Here is an 18,852-nt window from a genome sequence, read left to right as displayed (position 1 = left end):
GCGGATCGACATCGACGAGGCCACGATTAGTGCCGTCCACAGCCAGCGGCGCGAGGACGGCTCCCAACTTCACTCTCGCCCTGCCGGAGCGCCAGTTTTCGCCGGTGCTGATGGAGATCCTCCAGGACTCGGCCGTACGACCTTCGGCACGCGGCCGTCTCGCTCCGGCTCAACATCGGCATTCCGGCAACCGAGGTCGCCCAGCGTGCCGGGCACAGTGTGGAGGTTCTCCAACGCGTCTACGCCAAGTGCGTGGAAGGCCAGGCACTCCAGGCCAACAACAAGATCTCAACCGCTCTGGAGGGGTCTCGGGCCATCCCGGGGCCTTTTCACTTTCTGAAGCGGTGGTGACGCCACTCTTTGAGGGCGCGCGAGATGATGGCCGTTACGCGCTGGCCCATTCACGAGTCTCCGCCGCCCATGTTGGCGGTGGCGAAGAGGACAGGGTTCCCTGTGGATAGGTGGCTGATACCCGCACCCCGCAGTGCCCTAGGTTGGTCACCGTGCGGATCATCTCCTTGAACGCCTGGGGCGGCGCGATGTTCAACGAGTTCGCCCGCTGGCTCGACACCTGCGACGACGCCGACGTCCTATGCCTGCAGGAGGTGACGCACACTCCGACCGCTGGCGGCTGGACGCGGTTCGACGACGCCGAGCGCTCCCTGCCGCAGCGGGCAGATCTCCTGGCCGACGTCCGCTTGCGCCTGCCCCGCCACCACGGCCTGTTCAGTGCGAGTGACTCAGGGCCAGTGTACGACCACGAACGCCGTGCGCATCGGCAGGACTTCGGGCTTGCCACCTTCGTGTCCCGAACGCTTACTCCGGTCGGCATGCGGGCTGCGTTCGTGCACGGCGACTATGCCGAACACCACGACCGGTGGCCGAGCGAAGGTCGGCCCCGCGCCGCCCTGGCCGTGCGTGTCTTCGACCGCCAGGTGGGGCGGTTCGTCACTGTCGTGAACTTCCACGGCCTGCGGGACGCGAGCGGAAAGGCTGACACTCCGGCCCGTCGCGCACAGGCTGAACGCCTCGCGGACTTCGTCGCCGATGCGCGCGAGAAGGGCGATCTGACCGTAGTGTGCGGCGACTTCAACGTGCTGCCCGACAGTGAGACCTTCCGGATCCTGGCCGGGCTGGAACTGGTTGACCTGGTGCGGGACGCCGACACTCGGACTTCGCGCTACCGCAAGCCCTTACGACACGCGAGCTACCTGCTCGTTTCCGAATCCGCCGCTGTCGAACGGTTCGAGATCGTGACCACGCCCGAGGTGTCGGACCACCGTCCTTTGCTGCTCGACCTCCGGCTCTGAGAACGGGTAACTGCGGCACCCGTTTTAGCAGAGCGGTGGTGTACGGCTGGGCTAGGGCATGTGAGCTGCGTGAACGCCTCGTATGGCCCATAGACTGGAGAAGATCACCCCGCGTATGTCCCGCGGCGGGGTGAAGCCCGGCTCATCCGCCGATCCTTCACGCAACCTGCAAGTTCAGAAGGCCGCAGGAAGGGGATCGCCAGGTCGCACCCGCCAGGTCGCGAGTTGCTCTCGCCACTTGCTATTCAACCGGATGCCGTACTCCGGCTTACTCTTCAGCCCTGCATAATCTGGGGCGACAAACGGTGGAGGAAGTTCGTGCCACACCCTTGCAGGGATCAGAAAGAGCTCAGGCTGGTCCGCGTCCTCCGGGAATACCACCAAAGCGAGCGCCCGATGGTTGTCGAGGGGGAAGCTGGACTTTGGTACGAACACATAATTCGGACCTCGGACTGACTTGACTCGTACCATCAAATGGCGGCCTTCTCCTAGGTCAACCAGCAACTCTGCCTTCCGCACGTCCGAAAGCGGCCGGAAGACCTGGTAGCCCGAGACAGTGAACTCGGCGGCGACGATGAGCTCCGCAGCTGCACCGAGCTCTGCCGGCCCCACCTTCATCCATCGCGTCATATGGCTAGGCTACGCACTCTTGCTCAACAATTATCGCTGCTTCTAGGAAACCAGTCCGAAGGTGTGGGTGGCCGCGCGTCAACGGACGTGGCTCAATCACCGTAGCCCCGTCCAATCCCTACGGGACAGTGGGCTGGGCGGATGAGTCATATCAGAAGACGACCCCGAGCCACCGCGACATGCGGTGAGCGTTTTCCAACCTGGAGTGGCAGGTCACAAGCCGGTTGCAGATCAGCAGTCTTGATCACAAATAGAGAAGCCCCTGGTAAATGGGCTTTGGTTTGCCTCGAAGCTAATCCGCCCAGGCCAACGGCCGCCTGCATGATGGGGGTTCGAGTCGGTGGGGGGAGGCGAACCAATTGCACATCCCTTCACCCTCACCACCCGCCTCCTGTTCGCGCAGAGGTAGCGGCTGTGGACACCGATCTCACCCGGCCACACCACCGCATTGAGCGTACGACGATCGCCGGTATTTCATTCGTAGTGGGTGCGGCAGGCGACGATCTGGACGATGTCGGCTTCGATGGCGTAGACGATGCGGTGTTCGGTGGTGATGCGGCGTGACCAGAAACCTGACAGGTTTTGCCGGAGGGGTTCGGGTTTGCCGATGCCTTCATAACCGTTGCGGCAGATGTCTTCGATCAGTCGGTTCAGCCGTTTGAGGGTTACGTGGTCGTTCTGCTGCCACCAGAGGTAGTCGTCCCAGGCCTCTGGCGTGAAGAGGATCTTCACTCGGTTTTCTGGTCGTCGTCTTCGATGAGTTCACGAGGCTGGGCCTGGCCGCCGCGCAGGCTTTGTATGGACGCGGCGAGGTGACGGGCGTTGGCGGGAATGCCGAGGAGGAACGCCGTCTCCTTCAGGGACTCGTACTCGCGCAGACTGATTACGACAGCGGGCTCGCGGTTGGGCCGGGTCACTACGATCTCGTCGAGATCTTCGGTGACGCGGTCCAGGGCCGCTGCCAGGTTCGAGCGGAACTCGCTCGCGGACATCGGGTGCATCGTATCCTCCCTATCTCTGGAGTGTACGTAATCGCGTACATCAGTTGCAAGGCTGTCGTGTGGGCACGCTGAAAGATCTCAACCCTGAGCGGGGAGAAACCCAGAAGCGCCCATGCGGCACCTCGCAGGAGGGCGCGGCCCGGCATGATGGATGTTTGACGCTGTATGGGCGACTCGTCTGATCGTCGTCGCCGGATTGCGGAACGAGCGTGACTTCTGCTGATCTTTCAGGTGTCTAAGCCGAAGGATCGCCACAGGACCCGCGCTCGTGTCCTCATCATCCCCGATCAGCCCCTGCCTTGACCAGGTTGCCGATCTGGCCATGTGGGAGGCAGAACTGGCCGCCGACCAATCCATCGAGGTCCGATGGGTCCCCCGCGACCAGGTCAAGGCCCTGCCGATGGACAGGTCAATGCGGTTGCGGATCGGCCACTACCTCACCGGCACCGGCCTGCCCTACGTCGGATGACTTAAGTTGCAGCAGGTCCCATCGGTTGCCGTAGGTCGTGGAAGACGGCCACAATGCCATAAGGCTCGCGGCGCGGGAACTCCTCGAAGAAGACGCCCGCTGACCTGAGCGGCTCGTACTCCTTGGCGAAGTTACCGGTGTACAGGAAGAGGACAACTCGGCCGCCGGACTGATCGCCGACCCGTCTTTCCTGATCGGGAGTGGCGGCGCGGGTAAGGAGGAGCGCCGTCTCCCGTTCGGCCTTCGGACGAACGGTCACGACCACCTGATCGCCATCGGCAGCAGCGATTGCACGGTGCGGCTGTGGAACTCGCTGCTCGCCTGGCCTCGACTGGGGCTGCCTGTAAACAGGTTCGGCGGCTCCATTCCCTGTGCTACGGGGTGAGCCTTGTCAACGGACAAGGCCCTCACAGTAGTCTCGCGAGCATGAAGCTGCTGCGTGCGCATGAGAGCCTCGCCCGAGGCGAGCGCATGTTGAACGACCTGAAGATCTACATCCAGGACGAGGTTGCGTTTCGCGACCGGCTTCCCTACGTCCTGGATTTGCTCGCGGGTGTCACCCGCAGCATCGCTGATGAAAGCAAAGGACAACGCAGCAATAAGTTTTCTGCGTGGTGGAATGGGATCGACCGCAGCATCCAGAAAGAAATTACCGAACTACGCCACGCGGAGCTGAAACGGATCGAGTCGCGAACCGAAGCACGGGTAAATGTCGACCTAGTGACGCCGATCCCTCAACCCGAACCTACTAGGATGACCGTCGAGGCACTCGCCGCGAACGTTATCCATATTCAAGTATCACTTGAATGGCGCTTCAAAGGTGGAGCCTTCGACGAGAAACCAGTAATCGACACCTTGGAGGCGTATTGGCGCACCGCCCGCGACATACTTGCTAAGGCCGAGAAATTGCTTGAAGGATAGGGGTGCACGTGCGAATCTGTCCTTCAGTCAGTAGCCTCGCCCCGAACCTTTCGCCTTGGAGCCCCACTCCACCCTCCACGGACCAGACGGCCATCACCACCAACCTAGATGCTGCAACCCCTAGCGGGCTCTAGGGGCAGCGAAACAAACCCTTCGTAGGTCAGCGTCGCTTGCCCCTTTCTGTTCTTAATCCCATAGGCATTTACGAATTGCTCGAGGGGGATCGCTCCAGGATTGCTCCCCGTAGTCCAGAACCTACCTCCCCTTTGGACAATTACTTGCCAACTGTGGCGAGCGGGCACCAGCATGGCGACTCGGTCACAGGGAAGAATTCGAAGTCCTCGAGTTGGGTGCTTGCTGCCACTTACGGACTTGATGAAGACCCAGACATCAGCAGGCGCAGAATTGGCGTTGCCGATTATAACCTTGTAGTCATTTCCTTGCATGAAGGTACTGACAAGAACGCGTTCCGCGAAGCTAACATTCCTAAGCGTATCTTCCTGTTCTTGTTGGGCTAGACGTAATCGTTTCTCCTGATCCCGTAGTTGCTGCTGCTGCAGGAGTTCTTGCGCCTTGTACTGCAACTGCTGCTGTTGTTGCCACTGCTGGATCAGCTCTTGTTCTCGCTGCTGCTGTTGAGTAATGAAGAAGATAATTACTGTAAGTATGACTGTGGCTACGGTGCCAATGCCGCTGAGCATGCTTCCGGTAGCAGACCTTCGGTCTAGAGGCCGCCCGCTTGGCGGCTCTTCTGACTCAGGCATCCAGCGCTCCTCCGCGACGCAAGTATCTAGAGTTGCTGATGCGTCAACGGTTGGGCGCAGAGATCTTGTTCCGCTTCATCTCGTCTGCTAGCGCTGCAGCCGCTTGGCTTCGGGAAACGCTACTTGCACGCCCTCGGCGATGTGTGTGTCCTCTGTCGTCCCGCCCGTGCTGCTCCTGAGCGAGATGCGGACCGGTGAAGTGTGATCCCGTCCAGTGTCGCTGTACGCGTTGCTGTGCCGCGCCACGTCCGATGGCCCGCCCTCGTCGTCCGGTGCCAAGTGGAACCGGACCGCAGGGCCGCCAGGCCCGAGGACCGGAAGCGGCGCGGCGTGCGCCACGAGGCGCTGTTTGACCGTGTGGAGGTGAAAGGACTCCACCGATGGCCCGTCGTAGCGGGTTGTCTGAAGTTGGAGGCAGCCTGACCCCGGAGTCGCGGGTGAGGGTGGGAGCAGCCTCGACAACGTCGGGATGCGTCGGTACTGCCAGACGGCGCGGGTCCGGTTAACGAGCGAGAAAGGTGTACGCGAGGAACCAGCGATGTAAAGCCCTTTAAGGCTTCCACCAGCTCAAATCTGGCGGATATGGGCTGGGTTGCGGTGCGTACCCGCCGGGCGTGGTGCCCGGTGGGGAACTCCTGGGCCGGGTGTCGCGTCCGGTCGGGAGGCCCTGGTGAAGGTCTACGGCGTAGTCAGGGCGATGCCGCAGGGGCATAGCTGGGCGCCTCCTCTCGCAAACGGTCAGCAGTGAACGTGGGAACCATCTCGCGTCGTTCCCTCGCCCGCCTCGTCCAGGGGCATGGCTGGGGATAGGTGCGTCGTCCGCCGAAGATGCGGGATGGGGCGGAGCCCGTAGTACTCCGAGCGCGGGAAAGCCGCGTACATGGGGAAGGCAGGCAGCAGTTTCGAGCAGATAGGGACGTCAGGTCAGGAGGCCGCTCGTGAATATGGGCGAACTGCTGCTGGAGCCGGAGGCGGCCGAGTGGCGGGTACTGAGCATTCAGAACAAACTGCACCGCTGGGCCGGCGAGGACCCCACTCGCCGGTTCGATGATCTGTACAACCTGGTCGCAGACCCGGCGTTCCTCGTGGTTGCGTGGCGTCGGGTCTGGGGCAACACCGGGTCCCGCACTGCGCGCGTTGATGGGCTGACGGCCCGCGACGTTCCGCCCGTGTGGGGCGAAGAAGCGTTCCTGAACGGCGTACGGGAGCAACTTCGCGCCCGTGCATTCCAACCCTTGCCGGTCCGAGAGCGGCTGATCCCCAAGCCCGGTACTTCGAAGAAGCGCCGTCTGGGTATCCCCGCACTGGCCGACAGGGTTGTTCAGGCATCACTGAAGCTGGTCATGGAACCCATCTTCGAGGCGGATTTCCAGCCGTGCTCGTATGGGTTTCGCCCGAACCGGCGTGCGCACGACGCTATCGCTGAGATCCACCACATGGGCTCCCACCGCTACACCTGGGTCCTTGAGGCGGATATCGAGGCGTGCTTCGACACCATCTCCCACTCGGCCCTGATGGACCGGGTTCGCGCGAGGATCGCAGATAAGCGGGTGCTGGCGCTGGTGAAGGCGTTCTGCAAGGCCGGGATCATCACCGAACTCGGCTCGCAGGAGGAAACGACTGCCGGAACCCCGCAAGGTGGGATTCTCTCCCCGCTGCTGTCCAACATCGCTTTGTCGGTCCTGGATGACTGGTTCATGGCCGAACACAACCAAGCGATGGCCACAGTCCGGCAGCGGGACAATCGACGTCAGAAGGGTCTGGCGAACTGGCGGCTGGTCCGTTACGCGGATGACTGGGTCGCCATGGTCAACGGAACCCGCGAAGATGCCGAACGGCTGAGAGAACAAGCGGCCGCGGTCCTGGCCCCGATGGGCCTGCGTCTGTCGGAGGCCAAGACCCTGATCACCCACATCGATGACGGGTTCGTGTTCCTGGGGCACCACATCCAGCGGCGCCGCAAACGAGGAACCCGCCGGTGGACCGTCTACACCTACCCGAGCAAGAAGGCGGTCAACGCCGTCATTGCAAAGGTGCGGGCACTGGTCCACCCAGGACAGCCTGACCTGAGAACCCTGTTGATCCGCCTGAATGCGGTGATCCGGGGCTGGTGCAACTACTTCCGCCACGGCTCGTCCAAACGGACATTCAGCTACCTGGCCCACTATGTGTGGCACCGCGTCATGTGGTGGCTACGCAAAAGGCACGGAGGCATGTCGTGGAAGAAGGTACGGACCCGGCTCATGAACGACGGCTGGGAAATCTCCGCACATGGGATCACCTTGCTCGATGCGGCTTCGATACCGGTCACCCGGTATCGCTGGCGCGCTTGGGACATCCCAACACCGTGGTCAAGGCGAACAACAGAGCCACCCCCAGCGGCATGAACCTGTGGAGAGCCCGGTGCGGTGAGAGTCGCTCGCCGGGTTCGGAGGGCGGGCCGGAGAAACGGATCAGCCGCAAGGCTGACACCGCGCTCCGGTCCGACCCCTACAGCGATCGCCCCAGCCCTCGCCGGTGACCGATGCAGGAAATTGTCACGCTCTCTTCCATTTGTCTGGAAATGCGAACATTGAATCGCTACCATCTGTGACGAAGATCTTCTAATCGAGTTATGCCGTACGGAAACGTTTGCTAGATCTGCAAAGCTGGTAGGCCGTATTACGCGGGTCATTTACGACCAGGTTGGCGAAACAACAGCAGATCGAACGGATGCCATGGCCGCGACGAATCCCCCTAAGCCACTGCTCGACAAAGCCACCGAGGCCGTGGCGCACTTCGGCAAAGCCGCTTCCGCCAAGCTGGCCGGCGGTGGTCAGCCCGAAGACCAGCTCCGTGCGCCGCTGGAACGGCTCTTCGCGGACATAGCCGACGTCCTGGGGGTCTCCCTCGTGATGATCGGGGAGACCTCGCTGGCCTCGCTCGGCGTGCGCCCGGACTATGCCGTCGACGTGGCAGGCGCACGGGTGGGATACGTCGAGCTCAAGGCCCCCGGCCGCGGGGTACCGTCCACCTGGACACCGAACAAGCACGAAAAGACCCAGTGGGAAAAGCTACGGCTGCTGCCGAACGTGCTCTACACCGACGGCGGCCTGTGGGCGCTGTACCGCGATGGGGAGCTAGTCGGGCAGGTCGCCCGACTGAACGGGGACGTCCGCACGGCAGGCGGTAAGCTCACCCCGTTCGATGGAGAGTTCGCCCGCGTCATCTCCGACTTCCTGCTGTGGAAGCCGAACCCACCCCGCAACATCCGTCAGCTCGTGCGTGCCGTGGCAGGGCTGTGCAAGCTCCTTCGCAGCGAGGTTACCGAGACCATCGAGCGTGAACGGCGGGGTGTGGAGAAGCAGAAGGTCTTCGCCGACCTGAGCAAGGATTGGCGCAAGCTTCTCTTCCCCGGCCTGACACATGAGGAGTTCGCCGACGCCTACGCCCAGACGGTCACATTCGCGCTGCTGCTCGCGCGGGTCGACGGCATCGACTTCGAGGGCCGCAGTCTGGGCCAGATCGCCGCGCAGCTCGGCAAGAACCACTCACTCATGGGCAAGGCTCTCGCCGTGCTCACTCATGATGCGGTGGAGGGCCGGAGCGTCGTCGTGGAGACCCTCAAGCGGGTGATCGGCGCGGTGGATTGGGACAAGATCAGCAACGGATCGGCCGATTCCTACCTTCACCTGTACGAGCATTTTCTTGAGGCGTACGACTCCGATCTTCGTAAGCAGAGCGGTTCCTACTACACGCCCAACGAGGTTGTCTCGTTCATGGTCCGTTTTGTGGATGACATCCTGCGCAAGAGGTTCGGGTGTGAGGGCGGCTTCGCCGCTGATGACGTGGTAGTCGTGGACCCCGCGATGGGCACGGGAACGTTCCTGCTCAACATCGTCGACAGCGTCGCCAGCACCGTTGAGGAAGAGGAAGGCAAGGGTGCCGTCCCCGGGCAGCTCAAGAAGCTGTTCGGACGGCTGGTCGGCATGGAACGGCAGGCCGGGCCGTACGCGGTGGCCGAACTCCGGCTGAACCAGGCCCTGAAGTCCAAGCACGGGGCCGAGATCGCCGAAAAGGACCAGAAGCTCTACGTCGCCGACACCCTAGACAGCCCGTTTGAGAACACGCATCTCGATCTCGGCTCGATGTATGAGCCGATCGTACGGTCTCGCCGTGAAGCGAACCGGGTGAAGCGGGAGACGCCGGTTCGGGTGGTGATCGGCAACCCTCCGTATCGCGAGCAGGCCAAGGGGCTGGGCGGCTGGATCGAGCAGGGCGCGGAGAACTCCGGTCACGGCGTCCCGCTGCAGGACTTCAAAGCCGCAGGACTCGGCAAGTACGAGTACGTGATATCTAATTTGTACGTGTACTTCTGGCGGTGGGCAACGTGGAAGGTCTTCGACGCCCACGCCCAGCATCCCGCTGGCATCGTCGCGTTCATCACAACCTCGGGATACACAACCGGCCCCGGCTTTGCCGGCATGCGGGAGTACTTACGTCGGACAGCCGATGAGGGATGGATCATCAATCTCTCCCCGGAGGGACACCAGCCCGATGTGCCGACGCGGGTCTTCCCCGGCGTTCAGCACCCGCTCTGTATCGGTGTATTCGTCCGGTACGGCACGGGCAGCCGGGAGACGCCCGCACTGATCCACTACACCAGCGTGTCGGGGCGCCGCTCTGAGAAGTTCGCCCGCATAGCGCAACTTGCTCTCGACGGCCCGGAGTGGGAGAACTGCGCGACAGGCTGGCAAGATCGGCTGTATCCTGCCGGAAGAGACGACTGGCTGAGCTATCCGGCCCTAGGCGACCTCATGCCCTGGCGGGCTCCAGGGGTCAAGCCCAACCGCACCTGGGTCTACGATCCGAACCCAGAAATCCTGCGCAGACGCTGGGACCGGTTAATCAAAGCCCCCGCCGCTGACAAAAGGGTTTTGTTCAAGGAGAGCGATTCCCGCAAGATCGACAGCATGATGCAGCCGATCTTCGGCTTTGTTAATCACCATGGTGCGATTCAAGACGAGACCGACCCCTGCCCTACGCCGATTCGGGTCGCTTATCGGTCTTTTGATCGGCAATGGGTGATCCCCGACACACGTGTACACCACCGTCCTAGCCCAGATCTATGGCGAGTGGCGAGTGATTCCCAGGTATTCGCCACGGAACAACACGCTCACACGATTGAGAGTGGTCCCGGCCTGGTCTTCACCGCATATCCACCGGACATGGATCACATCACCGGACGTGGGGGCCGAGTGCTACCGCTCTACCGGGACCGTGCCGCCGGAGCAGCCAACCTTGCTCCTGGCCTCGTCCGTCTGCTGTCTCAGCGGCTCGGCTGGCCTGTCACGGCTTCGGATGTGCTGTCCTACATGGCGGCGGCGACCGCGCATAGTGGCTATACCGCTCACTTCGCCGAGGACCTGCGGACTCCCGGCGTACGGGTGCCGCTCACGGCTGACCCCGAACTGTGGGCGCAGGCCGTACGGCTCGGCCAGAGGGTGATCTGGCTTCATACCTACGGCGAACGCTTCGCCGATCCCGTCGAGGGCCGGCCCATGGGACCGCCCAAACCGAGTCCGGTCCACCGCGCCAAAGTACAGGTCGCGATTCCGGGGACGGCCGAGGGGATGCCAGATGACATCTCTTACGATGCCGCGACGGCAACCATCCACGTCGGTGCCGGTCGCATCTCGCCCGTACGCCCGGAGGTTTGGGCGTACGAGGTGTCCGGGATGAAGGTCGTCAAAAAGTGGTTCGGGTACCGAAAGAGGAAGCCAGCAGGAAAAAAGACCTCTCCCCTAGATCACATCTACACCGAGGAATGGCCCGCCGAGTTCACCACAGAACTCCTTCAACTCCTCCACGTCCTCACGCTCTGCGTGGAACTGGAGCCCGAGCAGGCGGACTTACTGGAACGGATCTGTGACGGTCCGCTTGTCACCGTGGCCGACCTGGAGCAAGCGCACGTCTTCCCGGTTCCCACCAGTGCTCGTAAAGCTCCCGCTACCGAGTCGCCCGATGCCCCGACCTTGTTGTGAACGGACACGAGCGGTCATCTCCTCGTCGGGCAGGCGTAGCCATGCCGGGCCGGACACCTGGGGTCAGGCCGTCATTCGCGTGTACATGTGTCCCGGTGACCTTCCTCCTTGCTGGTTGGCCTGCCTGCACTCGACGGCTTGACCTCGGGCGGCTGGTCTGGCATCCCTCGGGGTGGCCGGCGAGGAGATGACCGCCCGGTCACCCGCACCTTTTCCGGCTCATCTCTGAGACCTCCCACGGGTTTAGCTGTCAACTCATCTCCTCGGAGGGCCGGGGGTGCAGGGGGCGGAGCCCCTTGCGGTTCTTCCCCTGCTCCTCGGCGAACCGGCCCGTGTCGACCTGGTCCTGCTGCTGGACGGGCTCTTCCCTCGTCCGGGGTGCTCGTCTCGGTGAGTAAGGAGCGCGCGGGCGGCGTCGGCCGGGACCGGCCGAAGAGCCGCATGCCCGGCCGGCTGGCCGACCGGCGCGCGACGCGGGCCGCCGTAGGCGGGCCGCTTTAAAGACATGGAGAAAGTTCTCATCAGGCCGCGAGGCAGGTTCGGATCGGCTATTCGGCCTCGGTCTGCTCGGGGTCGGCCTGGGGTGAGATCTGCTCTGGTGGGCCGCCTGTGTTGGGGTCGGCGGCGAAGGTTCCGATGTTGCGGACGGTGTAGACGAGGCCTTCGGCGATGAGGGCGTTGATGACCTTGCGGGCGGTTCGGCGTGCGATGCCGAACTCTTCGGCCATGCGAGGTTCGCCGGGGACGGGGTAGCCCGGCTTGTAGTGGCCTTCTTTGATGCGTCGGCGCATCTCGGCGAGCACTTGCTCTGACTTGGGCTGGTCGGGCCGGAAGTCGATCACGAGAGCGACGATAAGAACCGGCACGTGCGGTGACGTTTGTAGGCGTTCCGATGCGTACCGGTGATCAGGGGTAGGCAAGGGTAGGCAGTTGCGTTTATGCTGCCCGCATGACCGACGCCAGGAACCTCTACGCCCTTGATGGGAGAGTCACTGCATCCTCGACGGCCAACGTCGCCCGGATGTATGACTACTACCTCGGCGGCAAGGACAACTACGCGATCGATCGTCAGTGTGCCCAGCGGGTGATCTCGACGGTGCCCTTGGCGCGGGAGATCGCGCGGGCCAACCGGGCCTTCCTCGGCCGGGCCGTGCGGTATCTCGCCGCTGAGGCGGGTATCGGCCAGTTCATCGACATCGGGGCCGGACTGCCGACGCAATACAACGTCCACCAGGTCGCCCAGCGGGCCAACCCCGCCTCTCGCGTGGTCTACGTCGACAACGATCCGGTCGTGCTCGTGCATGCGCGGGCGCTGCTGGCACGCGATGCCCAGACGCGGGCAATCCTCAGGGACGTGCGCAGGCCGGGCGAGATCCTGGCCGATCGCGACCTGGTCCACCTGCTCGACCTGTCGCGGCCGGTGGCCGTGCTGCTGGTCGCGGTACTGCACTTCATCCCCGACGAACACAACGCGTACGCGGCAGTGCGGATGCTGGCCGACGCGATGGCCCCTGGCTCCTACCTGGTGGTCTCCCACGTCGAACGGTGCCCGGAACTGGAGGCGGCGGCTCGGCACTACGGGCAAGCCAACGCCCCGGCCGTGCTGCGGTCAGTCGACGAGATCGCCCGGTTCTTCGACGGCTTGGACCTGATCTCTCCGGGCCTGGTTAACGTGCAGCGCTGGCGACCGGACGATCAGGCGCACCGCCTCGATGGTGACGTGCCGTGCTACGGCGGGATCGGGGTGAAGCGGTGAACGCGGCCACAGCGGTACGGCTCCGCTCCGCCGGACCGGTAGCCGGGGCGGGTGAGGTGGCCGAGCGGCTTCGTGTGGAGCTGGAGCGGCTGGGGATCGCGGCCGAGGTGCGCACGGGTGACGGGGTGGCGCTGCTGTCGGTGTGGGCCGATCTGGTCGTGTGGTGCGAGCAGGGGCAGGAGGGCTGGCGCTACCGCTGGTGGACCGGGCGTCTCGCCGAGACCGGGCTCTACCTCTATACGTGGTGCTCCGCCGGGGCGGTGAAGACGGCCGCGCATCGGGTCGCCGAGCGGTACGCCGAACTGCGGCACCTGCTGTCGCCGGGCGCCGTGGCCGCGGGTACGTGTGACGAGAACGGGGGGTTTTGTCATGGCTGAGGACTTGCTTGAGTTCATTCGCTCCTGTCCGGGCCTGCACGCTGCCGCCGTTCCTCAGGAGGGGTACGAGCGGGTGAACTGGCGCAAAAGCGTGGCGCGTGCTCCCCGCGTCCGGGTCCGCCGTCATACCTGCGACTGCAAGGCAGTGGTGTATGAGCTGTGCCAGGCGGGCGGGCTGTCCTTCATCCGCCGGCTTTCCCGCTCCGGCGGCAAGACGGTAATCACTGAGTCTGAGTGGGTTCGCGTTCCGGAGGCCGAGCACCTGTGGTTGAAGGTGCTGATGGGCACGGCGCGATGACCACGAGCGAACCGGCCGGGCCGCTGGCGGACGATGCGGAGGGGTGCTTATGGTGGGGTGCGGTCATCACCTCGTGTGCTGGACCTGGCCCGGCAACGGCGTTCCCAGCGGCGCCCAGTGCGCCGGGTGCTGGACCTGGTGGCGGATCGACCTCATCCCGGCGGGCGTACGCCCGCGCCATCCCGACGACCTGCCGCCGCGTGAGGAGCCGCAGCCTGCACCAGCGCGTCGAATGCGGCGGCGATCGCGCGGGCGGCGGTCTCGGCGTCCAATCGGTCGGTGAACAGCTGCAGGTGGAAGAACGCCTCGTCGGTGTTGGTGGTCAGGTCGGTGTACGTCTCCTCCCATGCCCGCACGCGGGCGGCGGTGTCGACGTCACCGCGGTTCTTCGACCTGCGTTCGGTGACCTCGCGCGGCACCCACAGCAGCACGCGAAGCCACCGTCCGCCCGTTGGCCAACGAGGGCGCGCAGGTCGGCGATGTTGCCCATGTGCACGACGGGGACATGCCCAGCCGCGGTGATCTCCTCGATCTGGTGGCCGTCGATGGCGTAGACGTTGCCGTACCGGCGGGTCTCGACCAGCAACCGGCCCGCACGGCGCAACTCGTTGAGCTCCTCGGCGGTGACCGGTTCGTATCCCTCGGTGCGGCCGGTGCCGGCCTTGAGCTTGGGCAGCAGCCGAAACCGCGGGTCGTGCCGATGCAGGGCGGTGGTGATGGTGGTCTTGCCGCTGGCGGGCGGGCCGTACAGCACAATCCCCGCAGGTGGAGCGGTCACGACAGGATCCGCTTGAGCGTCTCGCGGGTCTGGTCGGCAAGGCTGATCACCGCACCGAGCCGGTTATCCACTGTCACGTGCGCGGTGGCCGGGCTGGCCTCGGTGGTGAGTCCGGCGACGTACTGCTCCCAGTTGGCGAGCTTCCAAGCGTCGCGGGCGGCTCCGCGGAACTCGATTGGCCTCGCCGAAGCCGTCGACCCCCGGACGGTGATCAACCCTCGTCAGGCGCGGGCGCTCCTTGCTGCGGTGTCGTACGTTGGCCGCTTGCGGGGAGCGCGCATGATGGCCATATACGCCTGCAGGTAGTATGCCGCGCTTCGTCCGGAGGAAGCCGCGGGCCTTCGGCGGGAGAACTGCGACTTGCCCGATGAGGGCTGGGGCACGCTGACGCTGGAGAAGGCGCGGCCACAGGCGAACAAGCGCTATACCGACTCGGGGGAGGCACACGACGAGCGCGGCCTGAAGCATCGGGCCGAGGGGAGACCCGGCCGATCCCGATTCCGCCGGTCCTGGTGGCGATCCTGCGAGAGCACATCAAGCGGTACGGCGTGGCCGACGATGGCCGGCTGTTCCGCACCGCCAAGGGCCGCCCCTACACCGCCTCGGCGATCTCCCGGATCTGGCAGGAGGCTCGGGCCATCGGGTTCGGGCCAGAGCAGGCGGCCTCACCGCTGGCCGCTCGGCCGTACGACCTGCGGCACGCGGCCGTCTCGCTCTGGCTCAACATCGGCGTTCCGGCAACCGAGGTCGCCCAGCGTGCCGGGCACAGCGTGGAGGTCCTGCAACGTGTCTACGCGAAGTGCGTAGAGGGAGAAGATGCGCGAGTAAACAGCAAGATTTACAACGCGCTCGGTGATTGACCAAGGAAGACAGAGCCTCCCAGGCTAGCCTGGGAGGCTCTTGCGCATCTCCATGCGACAGCAGCTAGAGGCAGATAGTGTGCGTCTAGCATCCCTGCCCCGAAACCTCTCGGGCGGGGACCCGCTGGCCAGCGGCAACTGACCAGCGGATTCGGTCACTTAGTGACCGAAGGTGATTGCAAGGCGGAGCGTCCATACCTTGGGTTTGCCATGCTTCGTGCGGGCGCTCCGCCCGCACCTGAAGGTGATAATCACGCGGCCTCCAAACGAAATCGTCGCGGAAAGTAACCGACTGCCACATGCGGCTATAGGGCCTAGGTCGGCCTGCCGATGTAAAGCGGCTCCAAATCTAGCAGGTGAACAACCGGTCGTCGGGTACTTCCTATGGAAATCTGGCCGATCTTGATCGAGGCGCCTCTGACCTGCGAGAATGCTGCCGAAGTGTTCCGTCTGGCTAGGCTCCAGTCATTTGCTAAGCGGCGCCGAATCAAGTTCCCGCCCAAATAATCTGATCCTGCTAAAGGCATTAAGTAAGGGGGCCGGTTAGCTATCCATAAGGATTAGATTAGCCAAAGGGAATTAACAACAAAGGTAGAGGGGGCATGTAGGGGGGTACCTGGATGGCTCGGATCGCGCCGTAGGATGCTTCCTGTGAAGATCGTTTAGACCCATCGCTCTCCTTGAGTGCAAGTCAAGGTGTCGAGCAAGCTTCCCAGTGATGTCCGTATTGCGACATGGACTGCGTTCCTGTTCCGTTATGGCTTACATATTGCCCTCTGTGTACATGTGCATACATTGAGAGTGTTCGCTCCGGTAGGGCTGGACGTGCCTGGTTGTGAGTCTGGAGAGGCCTCGAGCGGGGGAGTCCCTGGACCGCGTGCTTCAGGTGGACGACGTTGACCAGGCAGAACGCCGTCAAGATCATTTCGCGTTATATATCGCGATCACTGACACGCAGCTGCCTACGGCTGCATCTCGCTGCACATGATCGCCGGGCAGCTACAGAGAAACCCCAGGTGAGGGGCTGTTTGGCCTGATCAAAGAGTGCCCCCGGCAGGATTCGAACCTGCGGCACCCGCTTTAGGAGAGCGGTGCTCTATCCCCTGAGCTACGGAGGCTTGTCGCGCTATGTAAGCCTAGCGAAAGGTTGGGCCAGGTTGCGCATCCCGGGGGGAGTGTCGCTCGAGCCGGGCCGGTCATCGCTTGGCTGACGTGCGGTAAAGGGCTGGCAAGTGGTCGGGCTCCGGCTTGCGCGCGACGGTTACCGTCACGGTTCGTGACCGTAAAGCGACGTACGTATGTCCACAGGCTGCGCCCGCTGATGTTCATCACCGCGATGATCGTGCCTGCGATCCTGGCCGTGGTCATGCTCATGGCGAAGCTCGCCGGATACGAGGACGCGGCGCGAGGCAGCGTCGCCGACGGCGAGAAGGCGGCTGCGCAGGTGAGGCAGCCCTTGGGAACCGCTACGCCGGAGACTGAGACGCCCGCAGGAGCGCCCTACGTGACCGTCCTTCCGCCCACGGTCACGCCGCCGAGTGGCCACGGACGGGAACATGCCGAGGCGGGGGACGGACGGGACGGCGCGGGACGCACTTCGCGAGGAGTCACGCCACAGGGCGACACAGCACGGGACGAGGCTGCCGCCCCGACCCCGTCGCCGAGTCCCGGGCCGTACGGCACGGCCGACGCCGCGAGCAAGGATCACCGGAGCGCGGGCCGTCAGAACGTCGCTCCAGACCGGCCCGCATCCGAGAACGGTGAGAACCCCGAGAACGGTGAGAACCCCGAGAACGCCGGAAAGACCGCGACCGTCGAGAACGGAAACGGCGACGAGCCGACGGGGAGCCGGGAGAACACGGGGGACGGCAGTCCTGCGAGCGGGGAACAGACGAACGACGCCGGTGCCGCGGCGGCGATGGCCGTCGACGGGACGGCGGGTGGAGCAGAGCCGGCGACGTCCGTACGGGCCGGGCGGGACGCGGTGCTGGAGCCGACCCGGGTCCCCGAGCCTCTCGGGCCGGTGCGGGTCTACGGCGGCCTGATCCGGATCCCGGAGCCTGAGCCCGGCCCGCAGGCTCCGCCCGCCGTCGTCAGGCGGGCGCCGAAGCCGACAACGACCGTGCCGATCGCGCCGAAGGAACCGAGCGAGTCGGCGATCGTCGAGACGCCCCTCACCTGCTCGCCTGAGTGGCGGGACACCTGGCTGTGGGAGCTCTGCCGGGAACACACGCTGGCTCTGGAAACGTCCCCGGGCGCAGCCGAGACGAGTCCACGCCAGGGCACGGTACGGCACGGCAAAGCGCTCGAAAGGGACGTGACTGTTAGATAGTGCATCTGGTGAGCGAGGTCCGGTCACACAGGTCTCTGTAGTAACGTGCGTCCCTGACCCAGGTCACGAGTTCGCATGGAGGAGACGATCGTGCCCTCTCCTCGATCAGTGGGTCTGATCGCGGTCGTCACGGTGATGGCTTCGCTTTCCGCTGGAATCCCGTACGGCCCGGCCGCGGCCGCCACCCACGCCAGGGCCGTCCAGGATGCCGCCACACAGAGTGCGACCACGCGGAGTGCCGCCGCCCAGAGCGCCGGTGCCGCCGAGGGCAAGGATCCGACCACGCTTACCGAGTTGCGACGCCAGGCGCAGCAGGCCTATCAGGGGATCGAGGACGCCACGAAGGTCCTCAAGTCTCGGGAGAAGCGGTTCGAGTCGTCGCAGAAGCGACTCGCGGCGAAGCTGACCCAGCTTCAGGCGGCCTCGCAAGAGCTCAACAAGCTGCGCAAACCTCTGTCCGACCTCATCCAGGTCATTTACCAGGATCCTGCCATGTCCGGCGTCAGCCCGTTCACCGCGAGCGGTGACGACAGCGGGGCGCTGCGGGCGATGAGCGACCTGGATTACCTGGCCAACGCACGTAACACGGTGCTCAATGACGCGGCGCGGCTGCAACGGCGGCAGGAACGGCTGGCGGCCGAGGCGCAGGAGCTGCGCGCGGCGAATCTCCTGCAGGAGGCCCAGCTCGACGCGGAGATCAAGATGCTGCGTAAGCGTTCGTCCAAACTCGTCAAGTCCCTGACCAAGGCGCTCGTCAAGCTGGGGGTCAAACTCGGAAAGGCGAACAGGAACGGATGCGACCCGACGAGGGTGGGGATCGCCGAGCAGTACCCGAACGGCCTGCTCCCGCAGAGCATCCTGTGCCCGCTGCCGCAGCGAGGCGAGGAGTTGCGCGCTGACGCCGCCATCGCCTTCGCCGACCTCAACCTGGCCTACCAGAGGCGTTTCGGCAAGCCGATCTGCGTCTCTGACAGCTATCGCAGCCTTGGGGAGCAGCAGGCGATCTACTACCGGCGCCCCGGATTCGCCGCCACGCCAGGCAAGAGCAATCACGGCCTTGGGCTGGCCGTCGACCTGTGCGGCGGCGTCCAGATCTTCCGCTCGGCGGAGTTCAACTGGCTGGAGGAGAACGGCAAGCGGTTCGGCTGGATTCACCCCGACTGGGCCTATCGCAGCCCCTTCGAGCCCTGGCATTGGGAGTACGACCCGCAGGTCGGCTCCCTCCTCTGAGAAGCCGACTCCCTGAGAAGCCGACTCCCTGAGAAGCCGACCCCTGAGAGACCGACCCTCTGGGAATTCCTCCGGGAGACCGCTTCACGACGGCTCCCGGGGC

Annotated in this window: 20 protein-coding genes and 1 tRNA gene; 11 read left to right on the top strand and 10 right to left on the bottom strand. The window is 64.4% G+C overall.

What is annotated here, in order from left to right:
* The first annotated feature begins 503 nt into the window (after nucleotides 1-503).
* A complete protein-coding gene (locus ACQP1K_RS25025) occupies nucleotides 504-1,310 on the top strand; it encodes an endonuclease/exonuclease/phosphatase family protein (protein WP_433498136.1) in 807 nt (268 codons plus the stop codon).
* A gap of 174 nt (nucleotides 1,311-1,484) precedes the next feature.
* Here ACQP1K_RS25025 and ACQP1K_RS25020 read toward each other — a convergent pair whose 3' ends face one another.
* The 3 genes from ACQP1K_RS25020 to ACQP1K_RS25010 all read right to left on the bottom strand — a co-directional run bounded on the left by ACQP1K_RS25020 (nucleotide 1,485) and on the right by ACQP1K_RS25010 (nucleotide 2,932).
* On the bottom strand, nucleotides 1,485-1,940 hold the full coding sequence (locus ACQP1K_RS25020) for a hypothetical protein (protein WP_433498135.1): 456 nt from the start codon (nucleotides 1,938-1,940) through the stop codon (nucleotides 1,485-1,487).
* A 474-nt stretch (nucleotides 1,941-2,414) separates the two neighbouring features.
* Nucleotides 2,415-2,672 carry a Txe/YoeB family addiction module toxin gene (locus ACQP1K_RS25015; RefSeq protein ID WP_433498134.1) on the bottom strand — a complete coding sequence of 86 codons (258 nt, stop codon included), beginning with the start codon at nucleotides 2,670-2,672 and terminating at the stop codon, nucleotides 2,415-2,417.
* The gene (locus ACQP1K_RS25010) at nucleotides 2,669-2,932 is read right to left on the bottom strand and encodes a type II toxin-antitoxin system Phd/YefM family antitoxin (protein ID WP_433498133.1); all 264 of its coding nucleotides are present in this window, start codon (nucleotides 2,930-2,932) and stop codon (nucleotides 2,669-2,671) included. Before ACQP1K_RS25010 ends, ACQP1K_RS25015 begins: the two co-directional genes overlap by 4 nt.
* A gap of 277 nt (nucleotides 2,933-3,209) precedes the next feature.
* On the opposite strand from ACQP1K_RS25010, the gene ACQP1K_RS25005 reads away from it, so the two are divergent.
* Nucleotides 3,210-3,410: a hypothetical protein gene (locus tag ACQP1K_RS25005; RefSeq protein WP_433498132.1), complete on the top strand. Its 201-nt coding sequence runs from the start codon at nucleotides 3,210-3,212 to the stop codon at nucleotides 3,408-3,410.
* 1 nt (nucleotide 3,411) lies between these two features.
* Here ACQP1K_RS25005 and ACQP1K_RS25000 read toward each other — a convergent pair whose 3' ends face one another.
* Entirely contained in the window at nucleotides 3,412-3,669 is a 258-nt protein-coding gene (locus ACQP1K_RS25000) for a hypothetical protein (RefSeq protein ID WP_433498131.1), read from the bottom strand.
* Nucleotides 3,670-3,836: 167 nt separating this feature from the next.
* On the opposite strand from ACQP1K_RS25000, the gene ACQP1K_RS24995 reads away from it, so the two are divergent.
* Entirely contained in the window at nucleotides 3,837-4,331 is a 495-nt protein-coding gene (locus ACQP1K_RS24995; protein ID WP_433498130.1) for a hypothetical protein, read from the top strand.
* A gap of 104 nt (nucleotides 4,332-4,435) precedes the next feature.
* Here ACQP1K_RS24995 and ACQP1K_RS24990 read toward each other — a convergent pair whose 3' ends face one another.
* Nucleotides 4,436-5,095: a hypothetical protein gene (locus tag ACQP1K_RS24990; RefSeq protein WP_433498129.1), complete on the bottom strand. Its 660-nt coding sequence runs from the start codon at nucleotides 5,093-5,095 to the stop codon at nucleotides 4,436-4,438.
* Between the two features lie 944 nt (nucleotides 5,096-6,039).
* Between ACQP1K_RS24990 and ltrA the strand changes: the two genes are divergently transcribed.
* Both ltrA and ACQP1K_RS24980 read left to right on the top strand, forming a co-directional pair.
* Nucleotides 6,040-7,482: a group II intron reverse transcriptase/maturase gene (ltrA, locus tag ACQP1K_RS24985; RefSeq protein WP_433498128.1), complete on the top strand. Its 1,443-nt coding sequence runs from the start codon at nucleotides 6,040-6,042 to the stop codon at nucleotides 7,480-7,482.
* Between the two features lie 330 nt (nucleotides 7,483-7,812).
* Nucleotides 7,813-11,118 carry a type ISP restriction/modification enzyme gene (locus ACQP1K_RS24980; RefSeq protein ID WP_433498127.1) on the top strand — a complete coding sequence of 1,102 codons (3,306 nt, stop codon included), beginning with the start codon at nucleotides 7,813-7,815 and terminating at the stop codon, nucleotides 11,116-11,118.
* A 548-nt stretch (nucleotides 11,119-11,666) separates the two neighbouring features.
* On the opposite strand, the gene ACQP1K_RS24975 is transcribed toward ACQP1K_RS24980, so the two are convergent.
* Nucleotides 11,667-11,960: a winged helix-turn-helix domain-containing protein gene (locus ACQP1K_RS24975; protein ID WP_433498126.1), complete on the bottom strand. Its 294-nt coding sequence runs from the start codon at nucleotides 11,958-11,960 to the stop codon at nucleotides 11,667-11,669.
* A 107-nt stretch (nucleotides 11,961-12,067) separates the two neighbouring features.
* Between ACQP1K_RS24975 and ACQP1K_RS24970 the strand changes: the two genes are divergently transcribed.
* From ACQP1K_RS24970 to ACQP1K_RS24960, 3 genes are read left to right on the top strand one after another with little or no spacing between them, the layout of a single operon-like run.
* Nucleotides 12,068-12,874 carry an SAM-dependent methyltransferase gene (locus tag ACQP1K_RS24970; protein WP_433498125.1) on the top strand — a complete coding sequence of 269 codons (807 nt, stop codon included), beginning with the start codon at nucleotides 12,068-12,070 and terminating at the stop codon, nucleotides 12,872-12,874.
* Nucleotides 12,871-13,251: a hypothetical protein gene (locus ACQP1K_RS24965; protein WP_433498124.1), complete on the top strand. Its 381-nt coding sequence runs from the start codon at nucleotides 12,871-12,873 to the stop codon at nucleotides 13,249-13,251. Before ACQP1K_RS24970 ends, ACQP1K_RS24965 begins: the two co-directional genes overlap by 4 nt.
* Complete coding sequence (locus ACQP1K_RS24960; protein ID WP_433498123.1) at nucleotides 13,244-13,549, top strand: hypothetical protein; 306 nt, start codon at nucleotides 13,244-13,246, stop codon at nucleotides 13,547-13,549. The genes ACQP1K_RS24965 and ACQP1K_RS24960 overlap by 8 nt, the downstream gene beginning before the upstream one ends.
* 152 nt (nucleotides 13,550-13,701) lie before the next feature.
* Here the strand turns inward: ACQP1K_RS24960 and ACQP1K_RS24955 are convergent, their stop codons facing one another.
* From ACQP1K_RS24955 to ACQP1K_RS24945, 3 genes are read right to left on the bottom strand one after another with little or no spacing between them, the layout of a single operon-like run.
* On the bottom strand, nucleotides 13,702-13,905 hold the full coding sequence (locus ACQP1K_RS24955) for a hypothetical protein (protein ID WP_433498122.1): 204 nt from the start codon (nucleotides 13,903-13,905) through the stop codon (nucleotides 13,702-13,704).
* Nucleotides 13,872-14,327, bottom strand: coding sequence for a hypothetical protein (locus tag ACQP1K_RS24950; RefSeq protein WP_433498121.1), 456 nt, complete (start codon nucleotides 14,325-14,327; stop codon nucleotides 13,872-13,874). The genes ACQP1K_RS24955 and ACQP1K_RS24950 overlap by 34 nt, the downstream gene beginning before the upstream one ends.
* The gene (locus ACQP1K_RS24945; RefSeq protein WP_433498120.1) at nucleotides 14,324-14,542 is read right to left on the bottom strand and encodes a hypothetical protein; all 219 of its coding nucleotides are present in this window, start codon (nucleotides 14,540-14,542) and stop codon (nucleotides 14,324-14,326) included. Before ACQP1K_RS24945 ends, ACQP1K_RS24950 begins: the two co-directional genes overlap by 4 nt.
* A gap of 297 nt (nucleotides 14,543-14,839) precedes the next feature.
* Here ACQP1K_RS24945 and ACQP1K_RS24940 point away from each other — a divergent pair, with 297 nt between their 5' ends.
* A complete protein-coding gene (locus tag ACQP1K_RS24940; RefSeq protein WP_433498119.1) occupies nucleotides 14,840-15,187 on the top strand; it encodes a hypothetical protein in 348 nt (115 codons plus the stop codon).
* Nucleotides 15,188-16,232: 1,045 nt separating this feature from the next.
* Here ACQP1K_RS24940 and ACQP1K_RS24935 read toward each other — a convergent pair.
* Nucleotides 16,233-16,305: transfer RNA gene (locus ACQP1K_RS24935), tRNA-Arg, on the bottom strand.
* 158 nt (nucleotides 16,306-16,463) lie between these two features.
* On the opposite strand from ACQP1K_RS24935, the gene ACQP1K_RS24930 reads away from it, so the two are divergent.
* On the top strand, nucleotides 16,464-17,519 hold the full coding sequence (locus ACQP1K_RS24930; RefSeq protein WP_433498118.1) for a hypothetical protein: 1,056 nt from the start codon (nucleotides 16,464-16,466) through the stop codon (nucleotides 17,517-17,519).
* Nucleotides 17,520-17,627: 108 nt separating this feature from the next.
* On the top strand, nucleotides 17,628-18,749 hold the full coding sequence (locus ACQP1K_RS24925) for a D-alanyl-D-alanine carboxypeptidase family protein (RefSeq protein ID WP_433498117.1): 1,122 nt from the start codon (nucleotides 17,628-17,630) through the stop codon (nucleotides 18,747-18,749).
* The last annotated feature ends 103 nt before the right edge of the window (nucleotides 18,750-18,852 follow it).

Source organism: Sphaerimonospora sp. CA-214678, from assembly GCF_050942215.1.
Classification (GTDB): Bacteria; Actinomycetota; Actinomycetes; order Streptosporangiales; family Streptosporangiaceae; genus Sphaerimonospora.
Note: the sequence above shows the minus strand (reverse complement) of the source record. Positions and strands in the feature narration are given on the sequence as shown.